Origin of the sequence: Streptomyces sp. NPDC058373, from assembly GCF_042723275.1 — a bacterium.
Taxonomy (GTDB): Bacteria; Actinomycetota; Actinomycetes; order Streptomycetales; family Streptomycetaceae; genus Streptomyces.
In genome coordinates this window covers 104,511-125,455 of record NZ_JBHXJE010000005.1, presented here as the reverse complement: position 1 = coordinate 125,455, position 20,945 = coordinate 104,511, and the positions used below count along the sequence as shown (strand labels likewise).

The 20,945-nt window shown below is 74.5% G+C and carries 15 protein-coding genes; 12 read left to right on the top strand and 3 right to left on the bottom strand.

Going from position 1 to position 20,945, the window contains the following annotated elements; translation table 11 throughout:
* Nucleotides 1-13: 13 nt before the first annotated feature.
* From ACFWMZ_RS05545 to ACFWMZ_RS05515, 7 genes are all read left to right on the top strand, one after another.
* Nucleotides 14-1,621, top strand: a complete 1,608-nt coding sequence (locus ACFWMZ_RS05545) for a SagB family peptide dehydrogenase (RefSeq protein WP_383175871.1) — start codon at nucleotides 14-16, stop codon at nucleotides 1,619-1,621.
* Complete coding sequence (locus ACFWMZ_RS05540) at nucleotides 1,618-4,383, top strand: lantibiotic dehydratase (RefSeq protein ID WP_383199647.1); 2,766 nt, start codon at nucleotides 1,618-1,620, stop codon at nucleotides 4,381-4,383. Before ACFWMZ_RS05545 ends, ACFWMZ_RS05540 begins: the two co-directional genes overlap by 4 nt.
* Complete coding sequence (locus tag ACFWMZ_RS05535; protein ID WP_383175877.1) at nucleotides 4,380-5,447, top strand: lantibiotic dehydratase C-terminal domain-containing protein; 1,068 nt, start codon at nucleotides 4,380-4,382, stop codon at nucleotides 5,445-5,447. Before ACFWMZ_RS05540 ends, ACFWMZ_RS05535 begins: the two co-directional genes overlap by 4 nt.
* Complete coding sequence (locus ACFWMZ_RS05530) at nucleotides 5,444-6,559, top strand: site-2 protease family protein (protein ID WP_383175880.1); 1,116 nt, start codon at nucleotides 5,444-5,446, stop codon at nucleotides 6,557-6,559. Before ACFWMZ_RS05535 ends, ACFWMZ_RS05530 begins: the two co-directional genes overlap by 4 nt.
* A 69-nt stretch (nucleotides 6,560-6,628) precedes the next feature.
* Nucleotides 6,629-7,594 carry an ABC transporter ATP-binding protein gene (locus ACFWMZ_RS05525; protein ID WP_383199645.1) on the top strand — a complete coding sequence of 322 codons (966 nt, stop codon included), beginning with the start codon at nucleotides 6,629-6,631 and terminating at the stop codon, nucleotides 7,592-7,594.
* A 55-nt stretch (nucleotides 7,595-7,649) separates the two neighbouring features.
* Nucleotides 7,650-8,405, top strand: coding sequence for an ABC transporter permease (locus ACFWMZ_RS05520; RefSeq protein ID WP_383175887.1), 756 nt, complete (start codon nucleotides 7,650-7,652; stop codon nucleotides 8,403-8,405).
* Nucleotides 8,406-8,505: 100 nt separating this feature from the next.
* The gene (locus tag ACFWMZ_RS05515; RefSeq protein WP_383199643.1) at nucleotides 8,506-10,515 is read left to right on the top strand and encodes a TOMM precursor leader peptide-binding protein; all 2,010 of its coding nucleotides are present in this window, start codon (nucleotides 8,506-8,508) and stop codon (nucleotides 10,513-10,515) included.
* Between the two features lie 83 nt (nucleotides 10,516-10,598).
* Here the strand turns inward: ACFWMZ_RS05515 and ACFWMZ_RS05510 are convergent, their stop codons facing one another.
* A complete protein-coding gene (locus ACFWMZ_RS05510; RefSeq protein WP_026048345.1) occupies nucleotides 10,599-10,775 on the bottom strand; it encodes a thiazolylpeptide-type bacteriocin in 177 nt (58 codons plus the stop codon).
* A 215-nt stretch (nucleotides 10,776-10,990) separates the two neighbouring features.
* On the opposite strand from ACFWMZ_RS05510, the gene ACFWMZ_RS05505 reads away from it, so the two are divergent.
* Together ACFWMZ_RS05505 and ACFWMZ_RS05500 are read left to right on the top strand one after the other, a co-directional pair.
* On the top strand, nucleotides 10,991-12,304 hold the full coding sequence (locus ACFWMZ_RS05505) for an amidohydrolase (RefSeq protein ID WP_383199641.1): 1,314 nt from the start codon (nucleotides 10,991-10,993) through the stop codon (nucleotides 12,302-12,304).
* On the top strand, nucleotides 12,301-12,543 hold the full coding sequence (locus ACFWMZ_RS05500; protein WP_383175897.1) for a hypothetical protein: 243 nt from the start codon (nucleotides 12,301-12,303) through the stop codon (nucleotides 12,541-12,543). Before ACFWMZ_RS05505 ends, ACFWMZ_RS05500 begins: the two co-directional genes overlap by 4 nt.
* A 24-nt stretch (nucleotides 12,544-12,567) precedes the next feature.
* On the opposite strand, the gene ACFWMZ_RS05495 is transcribed toward ACFWMZ_RS05500, so the two are convergent.
* Entirely contained in the window at nucleotides 12,568-13,563 is a 996-nt protein-coding gene (locus ACFWMZ_RS05495; RefSeq protein WP_383199639.1) for a helix-turn-helix transcriptional regulator, read from the bottom strand.
* 417 nt (nucleotides 13,564-13,980) lie between these two features.
* Between ACFWMZ_RS05495 and mfd the strand changes: the two genes are divergently transcribed.
* The 3 genes from mfd to ACFWMZ_RS05480 are packed head-to-tail and all read left to right on the top strand — an operon-like array spanning nucleotide 13,981 to nucleotide 18,787.
* The gene (gene mfd, locus ACFWMZ_RS05490) at nucleotides 13,981-17,514 is read left to right on the top strand and encodes a transcription-repair coupling factor (RefSeq protein ID WP_383199637.1); all 3,534 of its coding nucleotides are present in this window, start codon (nucleotides 13,981-13,983) and stop codon (nucleotides 17,512-17,514) included.
* A 3-nt stretch (nucleotides 17,515-17,517) separates the two neighbouring features.
* A complete protein-coding gene (locus ACFWMZ_RS05485; protein ID WP_383175906.1) occupies nucleotides 17,518-18,084 on the top strand; it encodes a GntR family transcriptional regulator in 567 nt (188 codons plus the stop codon).
* A 40-nt stretch (nucleotides 18,085-18,124) separates the two neighbouring features.
* Nucleotides 18,125-18,787, top strand: a complete 663-nt coding sequence (locus ACFWMZ_RS05480; RefSeq protein ID WP_383175909.1) for an HAD family hydrolase — start codon at nucleotides 18,125-18,127, stop codon at nucleotides 18,785-18,787.
* On the opposite strand, the gene ACFWMZ_RS05475 is transcribed toward ACFWMZ_RS05480, so the two are convergent.
* Nucleotides 18,768-19,982 carry a helix-turn-helix domain-containing protein gene (locus tag ACFWMZ_RS05475; RefSeq protein WP_383175911.1) on the bottom strand — a complete coding sequence of 405 codons (1,215 nt, stop codon included), beginning with the start codon at nucleotides 19,980-19,982 and terminating at the stop codon, nucleotides 18,768-18,770. The genes ACFWMZ_RS05480 and ACFWMZ_RS05475 overlap by 20 nt on opposite strands.
* Between the last annotated feature and the right edge of the window lie 963 nt (nucleotides 19,983-20,945).

Sequence of the window (20,945 nt, the reverse complement as noted above, 5' to 3'; positions counted from 1 at the left end):
CAGGGAGCCTTCCGTGGGGTACGCCTACGACTACGCCGCCGCCATCATGCGGCGCGGCCGGGTCCACATGGAGCCGGTCGACCACGTGCCGAACTGGGCCGACGGCCCGCGCAAGACCAAGCACTACCCGGGCACCGACCTGCTGCCGCTCCCCGACTCCGGCTACCCCGCGGACGCCGCCCTCGACCAGGGCCTCGCCCCCGCACCCCTCGCCGAGCCGGGCCGCTTCGACCTCGCCGCGCTCTCCGGGATGCTCCGCGACTCCTACGGCCTCACCGGGCGCCGCCTCGGCGTCCAGGCCAACACCGACCTCGACGCCCTGCCGCACTACCCGCTCGCCAACTTCTCACGCGGCTCGGCCTCCGGCGGCGGCCTCTACCCGGTCAGCGTCTACTGGGTCTCCGGCCCCTCCGCGCCCGTGCCGCCCGGCGTCCACCACTACGCCACCCGCCACCACGCCATGCGCCGCCTGCTCACCGGCGACGCCACCGGCGAGGTCCGCGCCGCCCTGGAGGCGGCCGGGCCGGGCGCGCCCGGCGGGGCCGACGCCACCGACCAGTACCTCGTCCTGTCGATCAAGTACTGGCAGAACGCCTTCAAGTACAACAGCTTCTCCTTCCACGCCGTCTCCATGGACCTCGGCGCCTGCGTCCAGACCTGGCGCCTGTGGGCCCGCGCCCGGGGCCTGGAGGTGGAGCCCGCCCTCTGGTTCGACGAGGAGCGGCTCGCGCGGCTGCTCGGGGTGCGCACCCAGGAGGAGGGGATCTTCGCCGTCGTGCCGCTGAAGTGGCGCGGTGCCACCGGCGCCGCCGCGCCTCCGGCCGCCCCCGTCGCGGTCCGGCACCAGGACGTCGAGCGCTCCCGGACCGTCCTCACCTTCGAGGCCGTCACCCGCATGCAGGCCACCACCGCCGAAGGCGCCCTCGACCGGCCCGCCCCCGGCGCCCTCGCCCCGGCCGCCGCCCACCCGGCCGAGCCCGCCCTGCCCGAGGCCCCGCTGCCCGCCGCCGCGCCGCTCACCGCCGACGTGCGGACCGCGCTGCGCCGGCGCCGCAGCAGCTTCGGCCGGTTCGACGCCTCCCGGCCGCTCGCCGCCGCCGACCTCGCCGCCTGCTGCCGGGCCGCGACCGACGGCTCGTACCTCGGCGGCGACACCGGCACCGGCGCCGGAGGCGAACGCCTCGCCGGGCTGTACGTCTTCGTCAACCACGCCGAAGGGCTCGCCCCCGGCGCGTACGCCTACGACCCCGAGGCGCACACCCTGCGGCTGGTCAAGGCGGGCGCCCCCGGCACCTTCCTCCAGAAGAACTACTTCCTCTCCAACTACAACCTGGAGCAGGCCGGAGCCGTGCTGGTGCCGACCGTCCGCACCACCGCCGTCCTGGACGCCGTCGGCGACCGGGGCTACCGCCTGGTCAACGCCACCATCGGCGCCGTCGCCCAGTCCGTGTACACCGCCGCCTCCGCGCTCGACGTCGGCTGCGGGGTGGCGCTGGGCTTCGACAACATCTCGTACATCGAGGAACTGGGCCTGGAGGCCACCGGCGAGGCCCCGCTGCTGATCATGATGGTCGGCCACGAGCGGCCCGCCCCCGCCGACTACCGCCACGAGCTCGCGTGACTTCCGGAAGGGGCACCCCCATCGCCATGCCCGCGCCCGCCGACCCCGCCCCGCGGCCCGGCCGCCCCCGCGAGGCCTTCGTGCTGCGCACCGCCGGGCTCCCCGTCGAGACGGTCCACCCACTGCGCGCCCCCGGCGCCCGCCGCTGGGCCGACGACGTGCTCGACGCCGCCGCCCGCCTCACCGCCGACGGCGAGGCCCTCGGCGACCTCCTCCACCCGCTGATCGGCGCCACCGACGACGACGCCGAGCGCCGGGCCCTGCTGAAGCTCCGCCGCGAACTCTTCAACAACCGCCTGCCCAAGGCGCCCGAGGAGGCCCGCGCCCTGGTCGCCGCCCGAGACCCGCGCACCGCCGAGGCGCTGGCCGACTGGCTGGAGCGCCGCACCGCGCTGGCCGCCCGGGAGGCCGAGGGCGCCGGAGTGCTCGCCTCCGAGACGGCCCGCGCCCGCGCCGCCCTCTGCGCCGCCGCCGGGGAGGACCGGCTCCGCAAGGGCCTGCTGCTCGCCTCGCCCACCCTCGACGCGGGGCTCGACGAGTACGTCCGGCGCACCGCCGCCGACCCGGCCGCCGCCCCCGGCAAGAAGCACCGCAAGATCGAGCGCTCGCTCCTCTCCTACCTGTACCGCACCGCCTGCAAGACCAGCCCCTTCTCCACCTTCACCGGCGTCGGCCTCGGCACCTTCACCGACGGCGCGCCGCACCGGGGAACCGGCGCCTTCCCGCTCGCCGTCGCCGACACCTGGCGCGCCGCCGCCCGGCTCAACACCGCCGCCGTCGGCCGGCTCGCCGCCACCGTCCTCGCCGACCCGGCCCGCCGCGCCGACCTGCCGGTCACCGTCGCCTCCGGCTGGGGGCGCGAGGCGGACCGGGTGCGGTACGTGCGGCGCTGGGTCACCGAGGGCGACGAGGCCACCGCCGTCACCTTCGACTCCGTCAAGGACCGCCTCTTCTACCTCCGCCGCAGCGGCACCCTCGACCGGCTCCTCGGCCACTTCGAGGAACACGGCACCCTGCGGTACGGCGCCCTCTCCGCCTGGCTCGCCGCCGACCGGGGGGCCACCGAGGCCGACGTCGCCCAGTACCTCGACGCGCTCCTCGCCCTCGGCCTGGTCCGCGTGCCCTGCCTCGACGTCACCGTCCACGACACCGACCCGCTCCGCGCCTTCCAGGCGGCCCTGCGCGGCGTCGGACGCCCGTGGGCCGACCGCCTCGCCGACAAGCTGGAGCCCGCCGCGGCCTGCGTCGACAAGTTCGCGGACGCCGGCCCCGGCCGCGGGCGGCTGCTGCTGGAAACCTTGCGCGGCGAACTGGACGCTGTTCAGCGGTCGCTGGGTGCCGAGTCCGGTCGCGTCCCGCAGACCGTGCTCTACGAGGACTGTGCCGTCCCCGCAGGCGAGCCCACCGGCCTCACCCTCTCCGCCGACCGCTGGGCGAAGACCGCCGGGGAGCCGCTGGCCCGCCTGGAGCGCGTCCTGCCCGCCTTCGACCTGACCCTGCCGCACCGGCTCACCCTCAAGGGCTTCTTCACCGCCCGGTTCGGCCGGGGCGGGCGGTGCGACGACCTGGTCAAGCTGGTCCACGACTTCCACGAGGACTTCTTCGACCAGTACCTCTCCTTCACCTCCCAGCGCCCCGCCTTCGGGCCCGACGGCGACCACAACCCCGAGGAGAACTGGCTCGGCCTGCCCGAGCTGAAGTCCCTGGACGCCGCCCGCGCCGCCTTCCTCGCCGGGATGCGCGAACGCTGGGCCGCGCACGAGGGCGACGGCGACCTCGTCCTGGACGAGGAGCTGCTGGAGGCCGCGGCCGAGCCGCTGACCGGCATCGCCCCCGCCTTCGCACCGATGAGCCACCACGTCCAGCTCGCCGACCGGCCCGAAGGCCCGATCGCCGTCCTCAACCGCTCCTACGGCGGCCTCTCCTTCCCCTTCAGCCGCTTCACCCACCTCTTCGAGGGCCTGGGCGAACGGCTCCTCGCGGCGGGCGCCGCCACCGCCCCGCCCGGCGCCGTCCTCGCCGAGGTCACCGGCGGACCCGTCACCTCCAACCTCAACCTGCACGCCCGCCTCACCGAGTACGAGATCGTCGGCCCCGGCGAGAGCGGCACCCTCGACCCGGAGTTCCGGCTCGGCCTGGACGACCTGTTCCTCGTCCACGACGAGGAACAGGACCGCCTCGTCCTGCGCTCCGCCCGCCTGGAACGCGAGGTGATCCCCGTCTATCTCGGCTACCTCGTCCCCCTCGCCCTCCCCGAACTCCCGCGCACCCTGCTCCTGCTCTCCCCGACATCCATGGCCCCGCTCAACGTCTGGGGCGGCGTCCCCGACCGCCCGCCCGTCGACGGCGTCACCCACCGGCCCCGGGTCCGCCACGGCAGCCTGGTCCTCGCCCGCCGCAGCTGGGGCGTGGACGCGAGCACCCTGCCGCTGCGCGCCCCCGGGACCGACGAGGCCGCCTGGTTCCTCGGCTGGCACCGCTTCCGCCGCGCCCACGGCCTGCCCGCCCGGGTCTACGCCACCGTCTCCGACAGCGGGGCCCGCGGCGCGACCGGAGCCAAACCGAGCTACGTCGATTTCGACAGCCCACTCTCGCTCGCCGCCTTCGAGGCGCTGCTGCGCACCGAGAAGGCCCGCGCCGTCTTCCGCGAGGCCCTTCCCGACGAGGACGGGCTGCACGCCGTCTCGCCGCGCGGCCGCCACGTCACCGAACTGGCCGTGGAGACCCTGCCCGCCCCCACCCCCGCGAGGACCGCGCCATGACCGACCTGACCCTCCCCGCCACCGGGGCCGCCACCAAGACCGGCGCCTGGCAGGCCACCCACGTCTTCTACGCCGCCAACCCGCGCCCCTTCCTGCTCACCTGCGTCCGCCCGCTCGTCGCCGCCCTGGAGGAGGAAGGGCTGATCAGCGGCTACTTCTTCATCAACTACTGGCTGGAGGGCCCGCACGTCCGGCTGCGCCTCAAGCCGAGCACCCCCGAGGCCGAGTCCGAGGTCCGCCGCCGCACCGAGGAGGCCGTCGACACCTTCCTGCGCGAACGCCCCGCGCTCTACGAGGTCGACGCCGGATTCCTCAACGACTTCTACAACACCCTCTTCGACATCGAGTTCCCCGGCGCCGAACGCGGCCACTACACCGGCGCCGACGGCCGGATGAACATCCGCCCCAACAACAGCCGCAGCGCCGAACCGTACGAGCCCGAGTACGGCAAGTACGGCGGGCCCGCCGGGATCGAGCTGGCCGAGTGGCACTTCCGGCACTCCAGCGACCTGGTCATCGACGCCTTCGCCACCATCAACCTCCACCTGCGCACCGTGCTGCTCGGCACTGCCGCCCAGCTGATGATGGTGATGGCCGCGACCTTCCTCCCCGACGAGGCCGAACTCACCGACTACCTCGACAGCTACTACGAGTTCTGGCACCGCGCCTTCCCCGGCACCAACTTCATCGGCACCGACGAGTACGACCGCAACTACGCGGCCCTAGCCCCCGGCCTCACCGAACGCTTCACCCGCGTCCGCGCCGCCACCGCCCCGGCCGCCCCGGACGGCGAACGGCCCCGGCTGCCCGGTTTCCTCGCCGGGTGGGCCGAGCACTGCGCCGAACTGCGCGCCCGCGCCGAGAAGCTGACGGTCGACGGCGACCTGGTCTTCCGCTCCTGGGACGGCACCCGCGACGAGCGGGTCACCGACCCGGCCGTCGCGCTGCCGCTGCTCCTCTCCCCGTACATGCACATGACCAACAACCGGCTCCACGTCACCATCCGGGACGAGGCGTACCTCTCGCACGTCCTCGGCCGGGTGCTGCGGGAGGGCGCCGCGTGAGCGCGCCCGCCGAACGGGCCGTGCCGGGCGCCTACCGGCCCGCCCTGCGCGAGGGCGTGCTCGTCGGCGGGCCGCTGTTCGACGGCCCGGTCACCGTCCACCTCGTCAAGGACACCGGCAGCGGCCACTCCTTCAAGGTCGGTCCGCGCGAGGCCTTCCTGCTCGCCCGGATGGACGGCACCCGCGCCCTGGACGACCTCGGCGCCGAGTACGCCGCCGCCCACGGCAAGCGGCTCGGCGAGGCCCAGTGGCGCCAGCTCCTCGCCCTGCTCGGCACCCGCGGCCTGCTCGACGGCGGCCCGGGCCCGGCCGCCGCCCCGGCCGGGCCCGCCGTACCGCGCACCCTGTGGCGCGGCACCCTGCGCCTGGTCGCCGACGCCGACACCACCACCGCCCGCCTCCACCGGGTCCTGCGCCCCCTGTTCCACCCGGCCGCGCTCGTCCCGCTGCTGCTCCTCGTCCTCGCCCTGGAGGCCGCGCTGGTGGTGCGCGCCGGGGAGGCGCTCGACGCCGCCTGGGCGCTGCTGAGCAACCCCGTGCTCCTGGTCGCCGCCGCCACCCTGCTCTGGCTCTCCACCGCCCTGCACGAACTGGCGCACGGTGTCGTGGCCCGGCACTACGGCGGCACGGTGGCCGAGATCGGTCTGCGGTGGCGGGTGCCCGTGGTCATCATGTACTGCACAGTCGACAACTACCCGTACCTGCCGACCCGTTGGGCGAGAATCGCGACGGCCGTCGCCGGAGCCGTCATGAACCTGCTCTTCCTGCTGCCGTTCGGCGCGCTCTGGCTCCTCGCCCCGCCCGACGAGGCCACCCGCGACGCCTGCGCCGCCCTCGTCCTGCTGGGCACCGTGCAGGCCCTCGCCATGCTGATCCCGCTGCCGCCGCTCGACGGGTACCAGATCGCCGGGCAACTCACCCGCACCCTCGGCCTGTTCACCGCCTCCCGCACCTACATCGGGCTCGCCCTGCGCCGCGAGTCGGCCGCCGCGGCCTACCCGGCCCCGGCCCGCCGCGCGTACCTGGCCTACCCGGCGGCGGTGCTGCTGGTCCTCGCGGGCATCGGCCTCGCCCTCTGGGCCGCCGCCCGCCACCTGCTGGCCGGGAGCTGACCCCAGCGCCCCCGACGTGGACCCCGCACACCCCGCACACCCCGCACACCCCGAAACGAGGAGCACCACATGACCCCCCAGCCCCACGACCCCGCCGCAGACGAGGCCACCGACGGCGCCGTCGTCCTCGACGGTGTCCGCAAGACGTACGGGCGGACCGAGGCCGTCGCCGGGGTGACCCTCACCGTCGCCCGCGGTGAGTTCTTCGGGCTGCTCGGGCCCAACGGCGCGGGCAAGACCACCCTCGTGGAGATCATGGAGGGCCAGCGCAAGGCCGACGCCGGGACCGTCACCGTCCTCGGCCGCCACCCCTGGCCCCGGGACACCGCGCTGCTCCCGCGGATCGGCGTGCAGACCCAGTCCAGCGCCTTCTTCGTCCGCCTCACCGCCCGCGAACACCTCACCACCGTCGCCGCCCTCTACCGGGCCGGCCGCGACGCCGCCGAGAAGGCGCTCGCCCTGGTCGGCCTCACCGACCACGGCGACGTCCGGGTGGACGACCTCTCCGGCGGCCAGCGCCAGCGCCTGGCCATCGCCTCCGCCCTGGTCCACGACCCGGAGCTGATCTTCCTGGACGAGCCGACCGCCGCCCTCGACCCGCAGGCCCGCCGCGACCTGTGGAAGGTGCTGCGTGACCTCAAGGGCGCCGGCCGCACCATCGTCTACACCACCCACCACCTGGACGAGGCCGAGGCGCTCTGCGACCGGGTCGCCATCCTGGTCGGCGGTGCCGTCCGCGCCCTCGACAGCCCCGGCCGCCTGATCGCCGCCAGCAGCGCCGCCACCCGGCTGCTGGTCCCCGCCGACCGGCTGAGCCCCGAGGAGGGCGCGACGCTGCCCGGCGTCCTGCGGGCCGCGCTCGACGGCGACATGACGGTCCTGGAGACCGAGGACTCCGGCCCGGTCCTCGCCGCCGTCGACGCCCGCGGCGGCCTGCACGGCGTGCAGACCCGCACCCCCAGCCTGGAGGACGTCTACCTCACCCTCACCGGCGAGACGTCCCCCGCCCCGGACCCGGCCCCCGCCGAGAGCTGACCGGCGCCCGCCCCCCACCGCTCACGCACCCCGCACCACCACCCACGGAGACCCCATGAGCGCCTACGCCGCCCTCAGCCAGGCCGGATACCGGGCCTACACCCGCGACAAGACCACCCTCTTCTTCACCTTCGCCTTCCCGCTGATCTTCCTCGTCGTCTTCGGCCTCATCTTCAGCGGCCAGGAGGTCGAGCAGTCCGGCCGCCCCTACATCAGCTACATCGCCCCCGGCGTCCTCTCCTGGGGCCTGGGCAACGCCGCCGTCTTCGGCGTCGGCTTCGTCCTCATGCAGTGGCGGCGCGACGACATCCTCCGCCTCATCCGGATGACCCCGACCCCGGTCTCCGCCGTCATGGCCTCCCGCTACGTCCTGGCGCTCGGCATCGGCGCCGTGCAGGCGGTGCTCTTCGTCGCCGTCGCCATGCTGCCGCCGTTCGGCCTGGAGCTCTCCTCGGGCTGGCCGTGGGCCTTCCTCGTCCTGGTCATCGGCGTCACCGCCTTCCTCGCCCTCGGCGTCATCGTCGGCTCCTTCACCCGCACCCCGGAGGCGGTCGCCGCCGTCGCCAACTGCGTGATGCTGCCGATGGCCTTCCTCTCCGGCTCGTTCTTCCCGCTCGACGCGATGCCCGACTGGATGCAGGCCCTCTCCCGGGCCTTGCCGCTGCGCTACCTCAACGACGGCGTCTCGGCCGCCCTCACCGGCTCCGGCACCACCGGCGACATCCTGCTCTCCTGCGGAATCCTCGCCGGGTTCGCCGTCGTCTTCACCGCCGTCGCCCTCAAGACCTTCCGCTGGTCCGACCGCACCTGAGGGCCGCGCAGGCACCGGTCCTCACGGGCCGGGCGGGGAGCGTGAGCGCCCCCGCCCCGGCCCCGCGTTCCTCCCCGCCCCGGCCTGTCAGGAGCCCGCCATGCCCGCCACCCCCGCACCCGCCGCCGCCCTGCCCGCCCCCGCGCCGCCCCCCGAGCCCCGCCCGCTGGACGCCGCCCGCGACCAGCTCCAGGCCGCCCTGACCGCCCGCCACGCCGCCCTGCCCGAGGCCGAACGCGCCCTGCTCCCGGCCCCCTCGGTCGTCCCGCTCGGCGCCGCCGACACCCTCGGCACCGGCGCCCGGGACCCGTACGCGGGGCAGCGCCCCCGCGCCACCGTCCACCTCACCTCGCGCGCCGTGCTCACCGGCCCGTGGCTGCCCGCAGGGGCCGGTCCCGAGGCCGCCGGGGCGTGCGGGCAGTGCCTGGCCATGCGGTGGCAGCGGCTGCGGGGCCGGACCGAGCGGGAGGCGCTGGAGCGCCGGCACGTGCCGCGGGGCGCCGTCGGCTGGCCGGTCGTCACCGACTGGGCCGTGGACGCCGTCTGGGCCGCGTACCGGGCCGTCCACCGGCCGGGCCGCGCCGCACCCGCCGCCGAGGAGCCCGCCGACCGGGGCCTGCCCCGGGTGACCCGCACCGACCTCGCCACCCTCGCCACCGCCACCTTCCCCCTCCTGCCCGACCCGCTCTGCCCGGCCTGCGTCACCCCGCGCCCCGACACCGCCGAGGCCGCGCGGCTGCGCCTCGACCCGGCGCCCAAGCCCGACCCGGGCACGTACCGCGTACGCCCCCTCGGCGCGTACGCCCTGCCGACCGCCGCCCTCGCCAACCCGGTCTGCGGCGCCCTCGGCGCGGACACCTGGATCAACCCGGCTTCCACCACCACCGCCCCCGTCGCCGGCACCCACTTCGTCCGCGGCTACGCCGGACTCACCGACGTCACCTGGTCCGGCCAGGCCAACCGCACCGCCACCAGCCGCCGCCTCGCCTTCCTGGAGGGCCTGGAGCGGTACGCGGGCACCCACCGCAGGCGCGGCACCGACCCGGTGACCGGCAGCTACCGCGACCTCGCCGCCGACGCCCTCGACCCGCGTACCTGCGGGGTGTACGCCCCCGAGACGTACGCCGACGACCCGCTGGTCAGCCCCTTCGACCCGGACCGGGCCATCCCCTGGGTCTGGGGCCACTCGCTCCGCGACGACCGGCCCGTCCTCGTTCCGGCGCGGCTCGCCCACTACAGCGCGGGTGTCGACGCCGACAACTTCGTCTTCGAGTGCTCCAACGGTTGCGCCACCGGCTCCGGCCTCGCCGAGGCGATCCTTTTCGGCCTTCTCGAAAGAGTGGAACGTGACGCGTTCCTGCTCGCCTGGTACGGCCGCGCCCGCCTCACCGAGATCGACCTCGCCACCGTCGCCGACCCCGAGGTCCGCGCCATGACCGACCGGGCCGCGCTGCATGGCTACGCCGTCCACGCCTACGACACCCGGATGGGCCCGCCCGTCCCCGTCGTCACCGCACTCGCCGTCCGCCGCGACGGCGGCCCCGGCACCCTCGCCTTCGCCGCCGCCGCCGGGTTCGACCCGGCCGAGACCGTCGCCTCCGCCCTCTCCGAAGTCCTCACCTACATCCCGCACCTGCCCTACCAGGTCACCGAACGCCGCACCGAACTCGCCGCCATGGCCGCCGACTTCACCCTCGTACGGGAACTCAAGGACCACGCCCAGCTCTACGGCCTCCCCGAGATGGCCCACCACGCCGCGCCCTTCCTCGACCCCCTCGACCACCTCCCGCTGGCGGACGCCTTCGCCGACTGGACCGCCGTACGCCCCCGCACCGGCGACCTCCGCGACGACCTGGCCCTGCTCACCGGTGCCCTTGCCCGGCAGGGCCACGACGTCATCGCCGTCGACCAGACCACGCCGGAACAGGCCCGCGCCGGCCTGCGGACCGTCGCCACCGCCGTCCCCGGGCTGCTCCCCATCGACTTCGGCTGGACCCGGCAGCGGGCGCTCACCATGGACCGCCTCCGCACCGGCCTGCGCACCGCCGGGCGCCGCCCCGACGACCTGCCCGCCGACGCCGTCCACCGAGCCCCGCACCCCTTCCCGTGACCGCTCCCGCCGAGCGCGCACGAAGGCCCCTGCCCCGGCGGTGGACGCCGCCGGGACAGGGGCCGTACGCGCGATCGGCCGGATCAGGCCGAGCAGGAGGTGGTGCTGGTGGTGCTGGAGCAGGTCGACGTCGAGGAGCAGGACGTCGAACCGGCGAGCACGACCTCGGCCGCGTCCGAGTAGTCCGAGATCTCGAAGGTCTCCGACTCCAGCTCCAGGATCTCGTCGGCGAGGGTGGCCAGCTCGGTCTTGGGGGTCATCGCGTACTCCCTGCGGTCCCAGGGGCCCACCGGCCGCTCCGGCGGAACTCACCTGCTGACGCCATCCCAGCCCCACCCGCTGTCAGATCCGCCTCCAGGGCGCTGTCACCCGCTGACAGCGCCCTGACAGCGGAACGAGACGCCGCTGACACGGCCGCCGCGCACGCTGCCCGCACGGCCCCCGGACTGTGCGGACGACCCCCGAGGACGAAGAGGTGAGGCCAGTGGCCGCCCCCGACCCCCAGCCACCCCGCGCCGCGCCCCCCGCCACCCCCACCCGCGCCGAGCTGAAGTCCGCCGTCGAGCTGTACCTCGCCCTGCACCGCGTCCCCGAACTCTCCGGCGCCGAACACGCCACCGCCACCCTGCTCGCCGACCACCTCACCGCCCTCGGCCTCACCGTCCACCGCGACCTCGCCGGCACCCCCTCCTTCCTCGCCGAACTCCGCAACGGCCCCGGCCCCACCGTCCTGCTCCGCACCGAACTCGACGCCCTCCCCGTCACCGAGACCACCGGCCTGCCCTACGCCTCCACCGTCCCCGGCGCCATGCACGCCTGCGGCCACGACCTGCACGCGGCCGCCGCCACCGGCGCCGCCGCCCGCCTCACCGCCACCCGCGCCGAGTGGCGGGGCCGCCTGCTGGTCCTCGGCCAGTCCGCCGAGGAGACCCTGACCGGCGCCCGCGCGCTGGCTGACGACGGGCTGTACGACCGGTTCGGCCGCCCCGACGCCGTCCTCGCCCAGCACGCCGCACCCCTGCCCGCCGGGACCGTCGCGCACGCCGCGGGCGGACCCCTGATGGCCGGCAGCCGCACCCTCGACGCCGTCCTGCACGGCCGCGGCGGCCACGCCGCCACCCCGCACCTCGCCGCCGACCCGCTCCTGATGGCCGCCTCCGCCGTGGTGCGGCTGCACACCCTCACCGCCCGGGAGGCCGCGCCCGCCGAGGGGGCCGTGCTGACCGTCGGCACCCTGCACGCCGGGTCCCGCGCCAACGTCATCCCCGACCGGGCCACCCTCTCGGTGGGCCTGCGCGCCTTCTCCGACGCCGCCCTCGAGCGGCTCCACGAGGCCGTCCGACGCGTCCTGCGGGCCGAGAGCGAGGCCGCCGGCGCACCCCGGCCGCCCGAGCTGACCGTCACCGCCCGCTCGCCCGTCCTCACCCCCGACGCGGCCCTCACCGCCGCCCTGCGCACCGTCCACGCGGACCACCTCGGCGCCGGACGCGTCCTGCACGCCGTACCGTCCCCGGCCACCGAGGACCTCACCCACCTCACCCGCCTTGCCGACGGCTCCCGGATCCCCCTCGCCTACTGGATGCTCGGCACCACCCCGGCCGCCACCTGGCGGGCCGCCACCGCCGAGGGCCGCACCGTCCCCGCCAACCACGCCCCCGACTACGCCCCCGACCTCCGCCAGGCCCTGCCCACCGGCATCACCGCGCTCACCACCGCCGCCCGCCACCTGCTGGCCGACGGCCCGCACCCGGTGGGAGCGGTCCCGCCCAGCCCGGAGGCCCACCCGTGACCCGCCTCCCCGCCCACCTCGACGTCACCCTGCACCGCGACGACCCCGCCGCCCCGCCCGGCCAGATCACCGTCATCCGCCTGCTGGCCCTGCTCCCCGCCGACTGGTGCTGCCACCCCGACGCCGGCACCGACCTGCTCCGCCTGCGCGTCCGCCCCGCCCCCGCCGAGCCCGGCCCCGCCCTGACCCGCGCCCTCACCGACCCGGCGCTGACCGGGTGGGGCGTGCGGGAGGGCTGACCCGCGCCCCGGCCGCGTACCGCGTCAGACCCAGCCGCGCTCGCGCGCCAGCAGCGCCGCCTGGGCGCGGCTGGCCGCCCCCAGCAGGTGCAGCAGATCGGCGACGTGCCGGCGGTACGTACGGACCGAGACACCCAGTTCGCGGGCGCCCGCCTCGTCCTTGCCGACCGTGCACATGGCGAGCAGCACCCGGCGCTCCATGTCGCTCAGCGGACTTCCGCCGCCCCGGCCGGCCTCGGTGTCCAGCGGGGCGGCCTGGGCCCAGATCTTCTCGAAGAGGGCGATGATGTTGGCGACCAGGCCGCTCTTGTGGGCCAGCAGGGCGCCCCGGGCGGTGTCGCGCGGGTCGAGGGGGACCAGTACGGTCCGGCGGTCGTAGACGAGCAGCCGCTCGCCGGCCTCACCCTCGTCGGCGACCCGGATGTGCGCGCCGGAGGCGGCCAGCTCCCGCAGGTAGGAGGCGGTGGGCGGGTCGGCGAGGGCGGAGCGCTGCACGACGTTGCGGATGGCGACGCCCCGGGCCAGGCAGCGCAGGTCCAGCGGGCGGGAGCGGGCGATGTTCTCGGGGGAGAGCCGCGTGTAGGGCTCCACCGAGAGGATCTCGTCGCGGGCGAAGAAGGCCAGGTCCTCGATACGGCTGCGGATCGCCGACAGCCCCTCGATCTGCTCGATGCCCTGCGGGGCGGCGGTCCGCGCCCCCTGCTCGGCACGCAGCCCCTCCACCACGTGCCGCGCCCGGGTGACCCGCCGCAGATCCTGGTGCAGCTCGTGCAGCCGCCGGTCCGCCAGGTGCGAGACGGCCTGCTCGGGGTCGGCAGGGACCACCCGCCCGTCCGGCCCGGCGGGCAGCAGCAGCCCCAGTTCGCGGAGCCGGGCCAGCGCCCGGGCCGCCTCCTCGTGGGCGGTGCGCAGCAGCAGGTGCACATCGTCGGCGCAGGTCCCCGGATTGCGCAGGAAATGCCGGTAGAGCTCTTCTTCGGTCGCGGAGAGCCCGAAGACGGCCATCTCGTTGTCACCCACGCTCTGCCCCCGGCTGCGTCATGGGCCGACGGCACGTCCGGATTGTGTCCGGGCGCGTGCCGCGACGATCGAGTTTTTTTCGGCACAGCGTAAGGGCTGACGGCACAGGCGGGGACGGGGCCGGTGCGGATTGTGCGCGAAGAGTGAGCCAACCGTGCCCGGTTCCCCGTGAACCCCGGACGCCCGCCGTCCGTACCCCCGCCCCCGCCGGACACCCAGGGTGAGAAGACGCGACGCACCGTGCCGGACGCGTCGGGCCGCCGCACGTCGTACGCTGGACACCCCCGGCCCGTTGGACGTGTCGGGCGCTCGCGTGTTCCCCGGCGGCGTGACCACCCCGCCCCGGCGGGCGCCCCCGGCACCAGGGAGCGCAGGGCACGCGGTGGACGACGAGGACGACGAGGACGGAATCCCTTCATGAGCCTGCACGGACTGCTGGACGCGGTGATCGAGGATCCCGCGCTGTCACAAGCCCTGAAGGCGGCCGGAGACGGCCACCTCCTCACCGCCGACCTGGTAGGCCCGCCCGCCGCCCGCCCCTTCACCGTCGCCGCCCTCGCCCGCGAGACCGGCCGCACCGTCCTCGCCGTCACCGCCACCGGCCGCGAGGCCGAGGACCTGGCCGCCGCCCTGCGCACCCTGCTGCCGCCGGACGGCGTGGTGGAGTACCCGTCCTGGGAGACGCTGCCGCACGAGCGGCTCTCCCCGCGCTCCGACACCGTCGGCCGCCGCCTCGCCGTGCTGCGCCGCCTCGCCCACCCGGACGCCGACGACCCCGAGACCGGCCCGGTCTCCGTCGTCGTCGCCTCCGTCCGCTCCGTCCTCCAGCCGCAGGTCAAGGGGCTCGGCGACCTGGAGCCGGTGGCGCTGCGAGCCGGGCAGACCACCGACCTGGAAGAGGTGGTGCGCGCCCTGGCCGCCGCCGCGTACTCCCGGGTCGAGCTGGTCGAGAAGCGCGGCGAGTTCGCCGTGCGCGGCGGCATCCTCGACGTCTTCCCGCCGACCGAGGACTACCCGGTCCGCATCGAGTTCTGGGGCGACGAGGTCGAGGAGATCCGCTACTTCAAGGTCGCCGACCAGCGCTCCCTGGAGATCGCCGAGCACGGCCTGTGGGCCCCGCCCTGCCGCGAGCTGCTCCTGACCGACCAGGTCCGCGAGCGCGCCGCCGCCCTCGCCGAGGACCACCCCGAACTCGGCGAACTCCTCGGCAAGATCGCCGAAGGCGTCGCCGTCGAAGGCATGGAGTCCCTCGCCCCCGTCCTCGTCGACGAGATGGAACTCCTCCTCGACGTGCTGCCCGAGGGCTCCATGGCCCTGGTCTGCGACCCCGAGCGGGTCCGCACCCGCGCCGCCGACCTGGTCGCCACCAGCCTCGAATTCCTCCAGGCATCCTGGGCCGCCTCCGCCGAGGGCGGCCAGGCCCCCATCGACGTCGGCGCGGCCTCCCTGTGGGGCATCGCCGACGTCCGCGACCGCGCCCGCGAACTGGGCATGATGTGGTGGTCCGTCTCGCCGTTCGCCGCCGACGAGGAGACGTACGAGGGCGACACCTGGCAGCTGGGGATGCGCGCCCCCGAGATGTACCGGGGCGACACCGCCCGCGCCCTGGCCGACACCAAGCGGTGGCTCGGCGAGGGCTGGCGCACCGTCTTCGTCACCGAGGCGCACGGCCCGGCCGCCCGCACCGTCGAGGTGCTCGGCGCCGAGGGCGTCCCGGCCCGGCTCGACGGGGACCTCGCGGAGATCAGCCCCTCCGTCGTCCACGTCGCCTGCGGCTCCATCGACCACGGCTTCACCGACGAACGCCTCAAGCTCGCCGTCCTCACCGAGACCGACCTCTCCGGCCAGAAGGCGGCGGGCAAGGACGGGCAGCGGATGCCGACCCGGCGCCGCAAGACCATCGACCCGCTCACCCTCGAATCCGGCGACTACATCGTCCACGAGCAGCACGGCGTGGGCCGCTACATCGAGATGGTCCAGCGCACCGTGCAGGGCGCCACCCGCGAGTACCTCCTCGTCGAGTACGCCCCCGCCAAGCGCGGCCAGCCCGGCGACCGCCTCTACATCCCCACCGACCAGCTCGAACAGGTCACCAAGTACGTCGGCGGCGAGGCCCCCACCCTGCACCGGCTCGGCGGCGCCGACTGGACCAAGACCAAGGCGCGCGCCAAGAAGGCCGTCAAGGAGATCGCGGCCGACCTCATCAAGCTCTACTCGGCCCGGATGGCCGCCCCCGGCCACGCCTTCGGCCAGGACACCCCCTGGCAGCGCGAACTGGAGGACGCCTTCCCGTACATGGAGACGCCCGACCAGCTCTCCACCATCGCCGAGGTCAAGGACGACATGGAGAAGACGGTCCCGATGGACCGCCTGATCTGCGGCGACGTCGGCTACGGCAAGACCGAGATCGCCGTGCGCGCCGCCTTCAAGGCCGTCCAGGACGGCAAGCAGGTCGCCGTCCTCGTCCCCACCACGCTCCTGGTCCAGCAGCACTTCGGCACCTTCTCCGAGCGGTACGCGCAGTTCCCCGTCAACGTCCGCGCCCTCTCCCGCTTCCAGTCCGACGCGGAGGCCAAGGCCACCCTGGAGGGGCTGCGGGACGGCTCGGTCGACATCGTCATCGGCACCCACCGCCTCTTCTCCTCCGAGACCAAGTTCAAGGACCTGGGCCTGGTCGTCGTCGACGAGGAGCAGCGGTTCGGCGTCGAGCACAAGGAGCAGCTCAAGAAGCTCCGCGCCAACGTCGACGTGCTGACCATGTCCGCCACCCCCATCCCGCGCACCCTGGAGATGGCCGTCACCGGCATCCGCGAGATGTCGACCATCACCACCCCGCCCGAGGAGCGCCACCCGGTCCTCACCTTCGTCGGCCCCTACGACCCGAAGCAGATCGGCGCCGCCATCCGCCGCGAACTGCTCCGCGAGGGCCAGGTCTTCTACATCCACAACCGCGTCGAGTCCATCGACAAGGCCGCCGCCCGGCTCCGCGAGATCGTCCCCGAGGCGCGGATCGCCACCGCCCACGGCAAGATGTCCGAACAGGCCCTGGAACAGGTGGTCGTGGACTTCTGGGAGAAGAAGTTCGACGTCCTGGTCTCCACCACGATCGTGGAGTCCGGCATCGACATCTCCAACGCCAACACCCTCATCGTGGAACGCGGCGACAACTTCGGCCTCTCCCAGCTCCACCAGCTCCGCGGCCGCGTGGGCCGAGGCCGCGAACGCGGTTACGCCTACTTCCTCTACCCGCCCGAGAAGCCCCTGACCGAGACCGCCCACGAGCGCCTCGCCACCATCGCCCAGCACACCGAGATGGGCGCGGGCATGTACGTCGCCATGAAGGACCTGGAGATCCGCGGCGCGGGCAACCTCCTCGGCGGCGAGCAGTCCGGGCACATCGCCGGGGTCGGCTTCGACCTGTACGTCCGCATGGTCGGCGAGGCCGTCGCCGACTACCGCGCCGCTCTCGACGGCGGCGTCGAGGAGGAGCCGGCCCCCGAGGTCAAGATCGAGCTCCCGGTCGACGCCCACGTCCCGCACGACTACGCCCCCGGCGAGCGGCTCCGCCTCCAGGCGTACCGGGCCATCGCCTCGGCCACCACCGAGGACGACATCCGCGCCGTCCGCGAGGAACTCACCGACCGCTACGGCAAGCTCCCCGAGCCCGTGGAGAACCTGCTGCTGGTGGCAGGGCTGCGCATGCTCGCCCGCTCCTGCGGGGTCGGCGAGATCGTCCTCCAGGGCAACAACGTGCGCTTCGCCCCCGTGGAACTCCGCGAATCGCAGCAGCTACGGCTCAACCGGCTCTACCCGCGCACCGTCATCAAGGCGAGCGCCCACCAAGTGCTGGTGCCGCGGCCGACCAGCGGGAAGATCGGCGGGAAGCCTGTGGTGGGACGGGAACTCCTGTCCTGGGTGGGGGAGTTCCTGACCTCGATTCTGGGGTCGTAGGCAGTGGGCGCCGTCGATGGGGCGGGCGACGCCGGCCGGCAGTCCAGCACGTCCGCCCGGTACCTCGGGGCGGCCGGTGACGCCTGGGCGGCCGAGACCCGCGCCGAGGGCCGCCGCGGTACGCAGCGGATCGTCCGGGCGGGGGAGGAACCCGCCTCCGAACTCGTCGCCGAACGACTGTCGTTGCAGCCGGGCGAGCCCGTCATCGCCCGCCGCCGCATCATGTACACCGACGGCGACCCCTGCGAACTGACGGACACCTACTACCCCGCCTCCCTCGCCCGTGGCACAGGGCTCGCCGGCACCGCCAAGATCCGTGGGGGAGCGGTACGGCTCCTGGCGGAGCTGGGGCATGTCGGTGCATGGGTCGAGGAGGACGTCACGGCCCGCCTGCCCACCCCGGAGGAGGCGACCGCCCTCGCCCTCTCCGAGGAGGAGCCCCTGCTCCAACTCGTACGCCGAACCGAGGACGCCGACCACCGGCCCATCCAGCTCGACGTGATGGCCATGGCGCCGAGAAGGCAGCGGCTGCGGTACCGGTTCAGGGCCGGCGGCGTCGGCGGAGGATGACTCCCAGGGCGCCGCACCCGCCTGCCTCTATGATCCCCGCATGATTCGCGCAGTGGTGTTCGATGTCGGCGAGTGCCTGGTGGACGAGACCAGGGAGTACGGCACGTGGGCGGACTGGCTCGGCGTGCCCCGGCACACCTTCGCGTCGATGTTCGGCGCCGTCATCGCGCAGGGGCGGGACTACCGCGAGGTCTTCGAGGAGTTCCGGCCCGGCTTTGACCTGTACGCCGAGCGGGAGCGCCGGGCCGAGGCGGGACAGCCCGAGCACTTCGGCGAGGACGACCTCTACCCGGACGTCCGGGACGCCCTGCGCACCCTTCGCGCCGACGGCCTCTGGCTCGGCATCGCCGGCAATCAGACCGTCCGCGCCGGCCGCATCCTCCGCGAGCTCTTCTCCGAGGACGTCGACCTCATCGGCACCTCCGACGACTGGGGCGCGAGCAAGCCCGACCCGGAGTTCTTCCACCGCGTAGCCGAGGCCGTACCCGCCGAGCCCGGGGAGATCCTGTACGTGGGTGACCGCGTGGACAACGACTTGCGCCCCGGGGCGGCGGCGGGGATGCACACCGCCCTCGTGCACCGGGGGCCCTGGGCGACGATCCAGTGGCGGAGTGCGGAGGCGGAGGAGCTGCCTACCTTCCGGGTGGAGAGCTTGCTCGAACTTTCGCCGCGGATCTCCGGGTTCAACGTTCGAGAGCGCTGACGGTCGTCGCCCAGCCGTACAGCCGGTCGTCCAGGTCACCCACGCACTGCTCGTGCTGGTGCGGGGCCAGGGTGCGGCGGACCTCGCGTACCCGGTCCATGCCGACCGCGTACCACGTCCGTTCGAGTTGGTCGAGGGCGCGAATCGCGTACGCGCAGGCGGCCTCGGGTCGCTGTCGAGCGGCTTCGACGGCCGCGAGGTCGCCGAGGAGTACGGACCTCTGCTTCTCCTCCTCGGCGGGGAGTGCTTCCAGGGCCGCGAGGAGCGTGTCGTGCGCCTGAGGGAGGTGGCCGGCCTTGAGCTGGGTGTTGCCCTTGAACGCGGCCAGGCGCACGGCGCTGAACCAGTCCAGCCACTCCGGTGAGTCGTGCTCCCCGCCGCGTGCGAGGACATCCTCCCCGTGGCCGATGAGGTTCAGAGCGGTACGGACGTTTCCGGAGCGGGTCTCGCACTCGGCCTCGACCGCGTCGAGCCACGCGAGCAACTCGGCCGAAGCAGGCCCGCGTCGGGCGTACGTCCGCGCCGCGACCATGCGCTCGGCGGCCGCAGTCCGCTCACCCGCCCACCCCGGGACGAACGCGGTGTGCGCCAGCACGGCCGCGCCCATCAGCGGATCGTCGGCCTCGCCTGCTGCTTGCAGGGCGCGGAGCCAGGTGGCGGCGGCCCGGTCCGGTTCGCGCAGGTCGAAGAATTCCATGCGTCCGACGAGGAGATGCGTCTCCGCGAGGCCGGTGGCGACGAGCGCCCGGGTTCGGCCCGCAGTGTCCGTGAGCAGGGCGTGGCCCAGGCCGGCGTGGGCCACTGCGGCGGGATGGAGTGTGGCAGGGGCCACCGACCAGTACAGGCGGCGGTGCGCGCGGGTCGTCGCCAGGTAGTCGTCCGCCACGGACGCGGGCTGCCGCGCACCGGGGGTCTGTCGGGGAACGGCTGCGGTGGGGGCCGGACAGGTGAGACGCGGCACCGGCCTTTGCTGCACCGTTGACCCGGGAGGGGCGAACCCGAGCGCAGCGAGGTCCACGCCGAGAAGCCGGGTGAGAGCTTGCTGGACTTCCGCCTGGGGCCACGGCGGTGCCTCGGACTCCCACCGCCGTACCTGCCGGACGCCGACTCCCAAGGCGTCGGCGAGCGCCTGCTGAGACGGGTAACCGGCTGCGATGCGGGCGGCCCGCAGTCGGTGATTCCCGGAAGAGGACATGCTTCCTCCTTCGTGACTGGCGATCAGTTTCGCAGCAGGCCCTGTGAGACGCCAGCGCCCTCCTGTACGAGTGACGGAAAGTCCTCTAAGCGGACCTTAAGAGACCTGTGAAAGCCCTCGTGCACCGCGTGCGTGCGGGCGATTCTTGACTCTCCCGAGATTGCGAGGAGCCGCCATGACAGCCATCACCGGCTTGCCCGAGGTCGTCGTCGGCCGGGCCTGGGACACCGTCCGCGCACCTGGCGATCTCGGCACCACGGCGGTCGGCATCCTGGGCCGCAGGTGCGGTGTGGCCTTGGCCGACGAGACCGGGGTGCACTTCCTGATCCCCCTGGGGTCCGGCGCCAAATGGCGTGTAGGGAGTACGTCCGCCCTGCCCTCAGGGGCCTCCCTCGCTCTTCCGCCCGACCGGCCGGACGACGGCTCCGGCAGCAGGTGGATCGTGCGTCCGAGCGGTCGCCCCTGGCGGACGACCGCTCCATCCCTTCTCGCGGCAGCCATCGAGAATGCCCGCACGCCGCAGCCCGCCACCTTGTCCGACGCGCAACTGCGAGGCGCCTCGTGCGTCTGGTGCGGCACTACGTTGAACACCACGACGGCCGTGGATCTGGGCGTCCGCCCGGACCCGACCGCCGACTGCCGCGTCTACTGGTACCCCCGGTCTTGCCCATCCTGCGCCACTTCCCGGTCATGACCAGCCGCCTCTGCTCACCCTGCCGCATCAGTGAACATGGCTTCTGCCAGGGCAACTTCGATTGGTACGTGGGCGGCTACGCCGCCCCCGCGCTCACCACCCGCTGCGCTTGCCCACGCTGCCAGGCCGAGGTGCGGAGCCTGTGCACTCGCTGTCGTCGCCCGTGCACCCCCGAGACCGCCGCCCAGCACCGCACCTGCGAGCGGTCCCGTACCGCGTTACTGCCACCCCACCCCGAGGAGAACCGATGATCTGCGCCCGCTGCGACC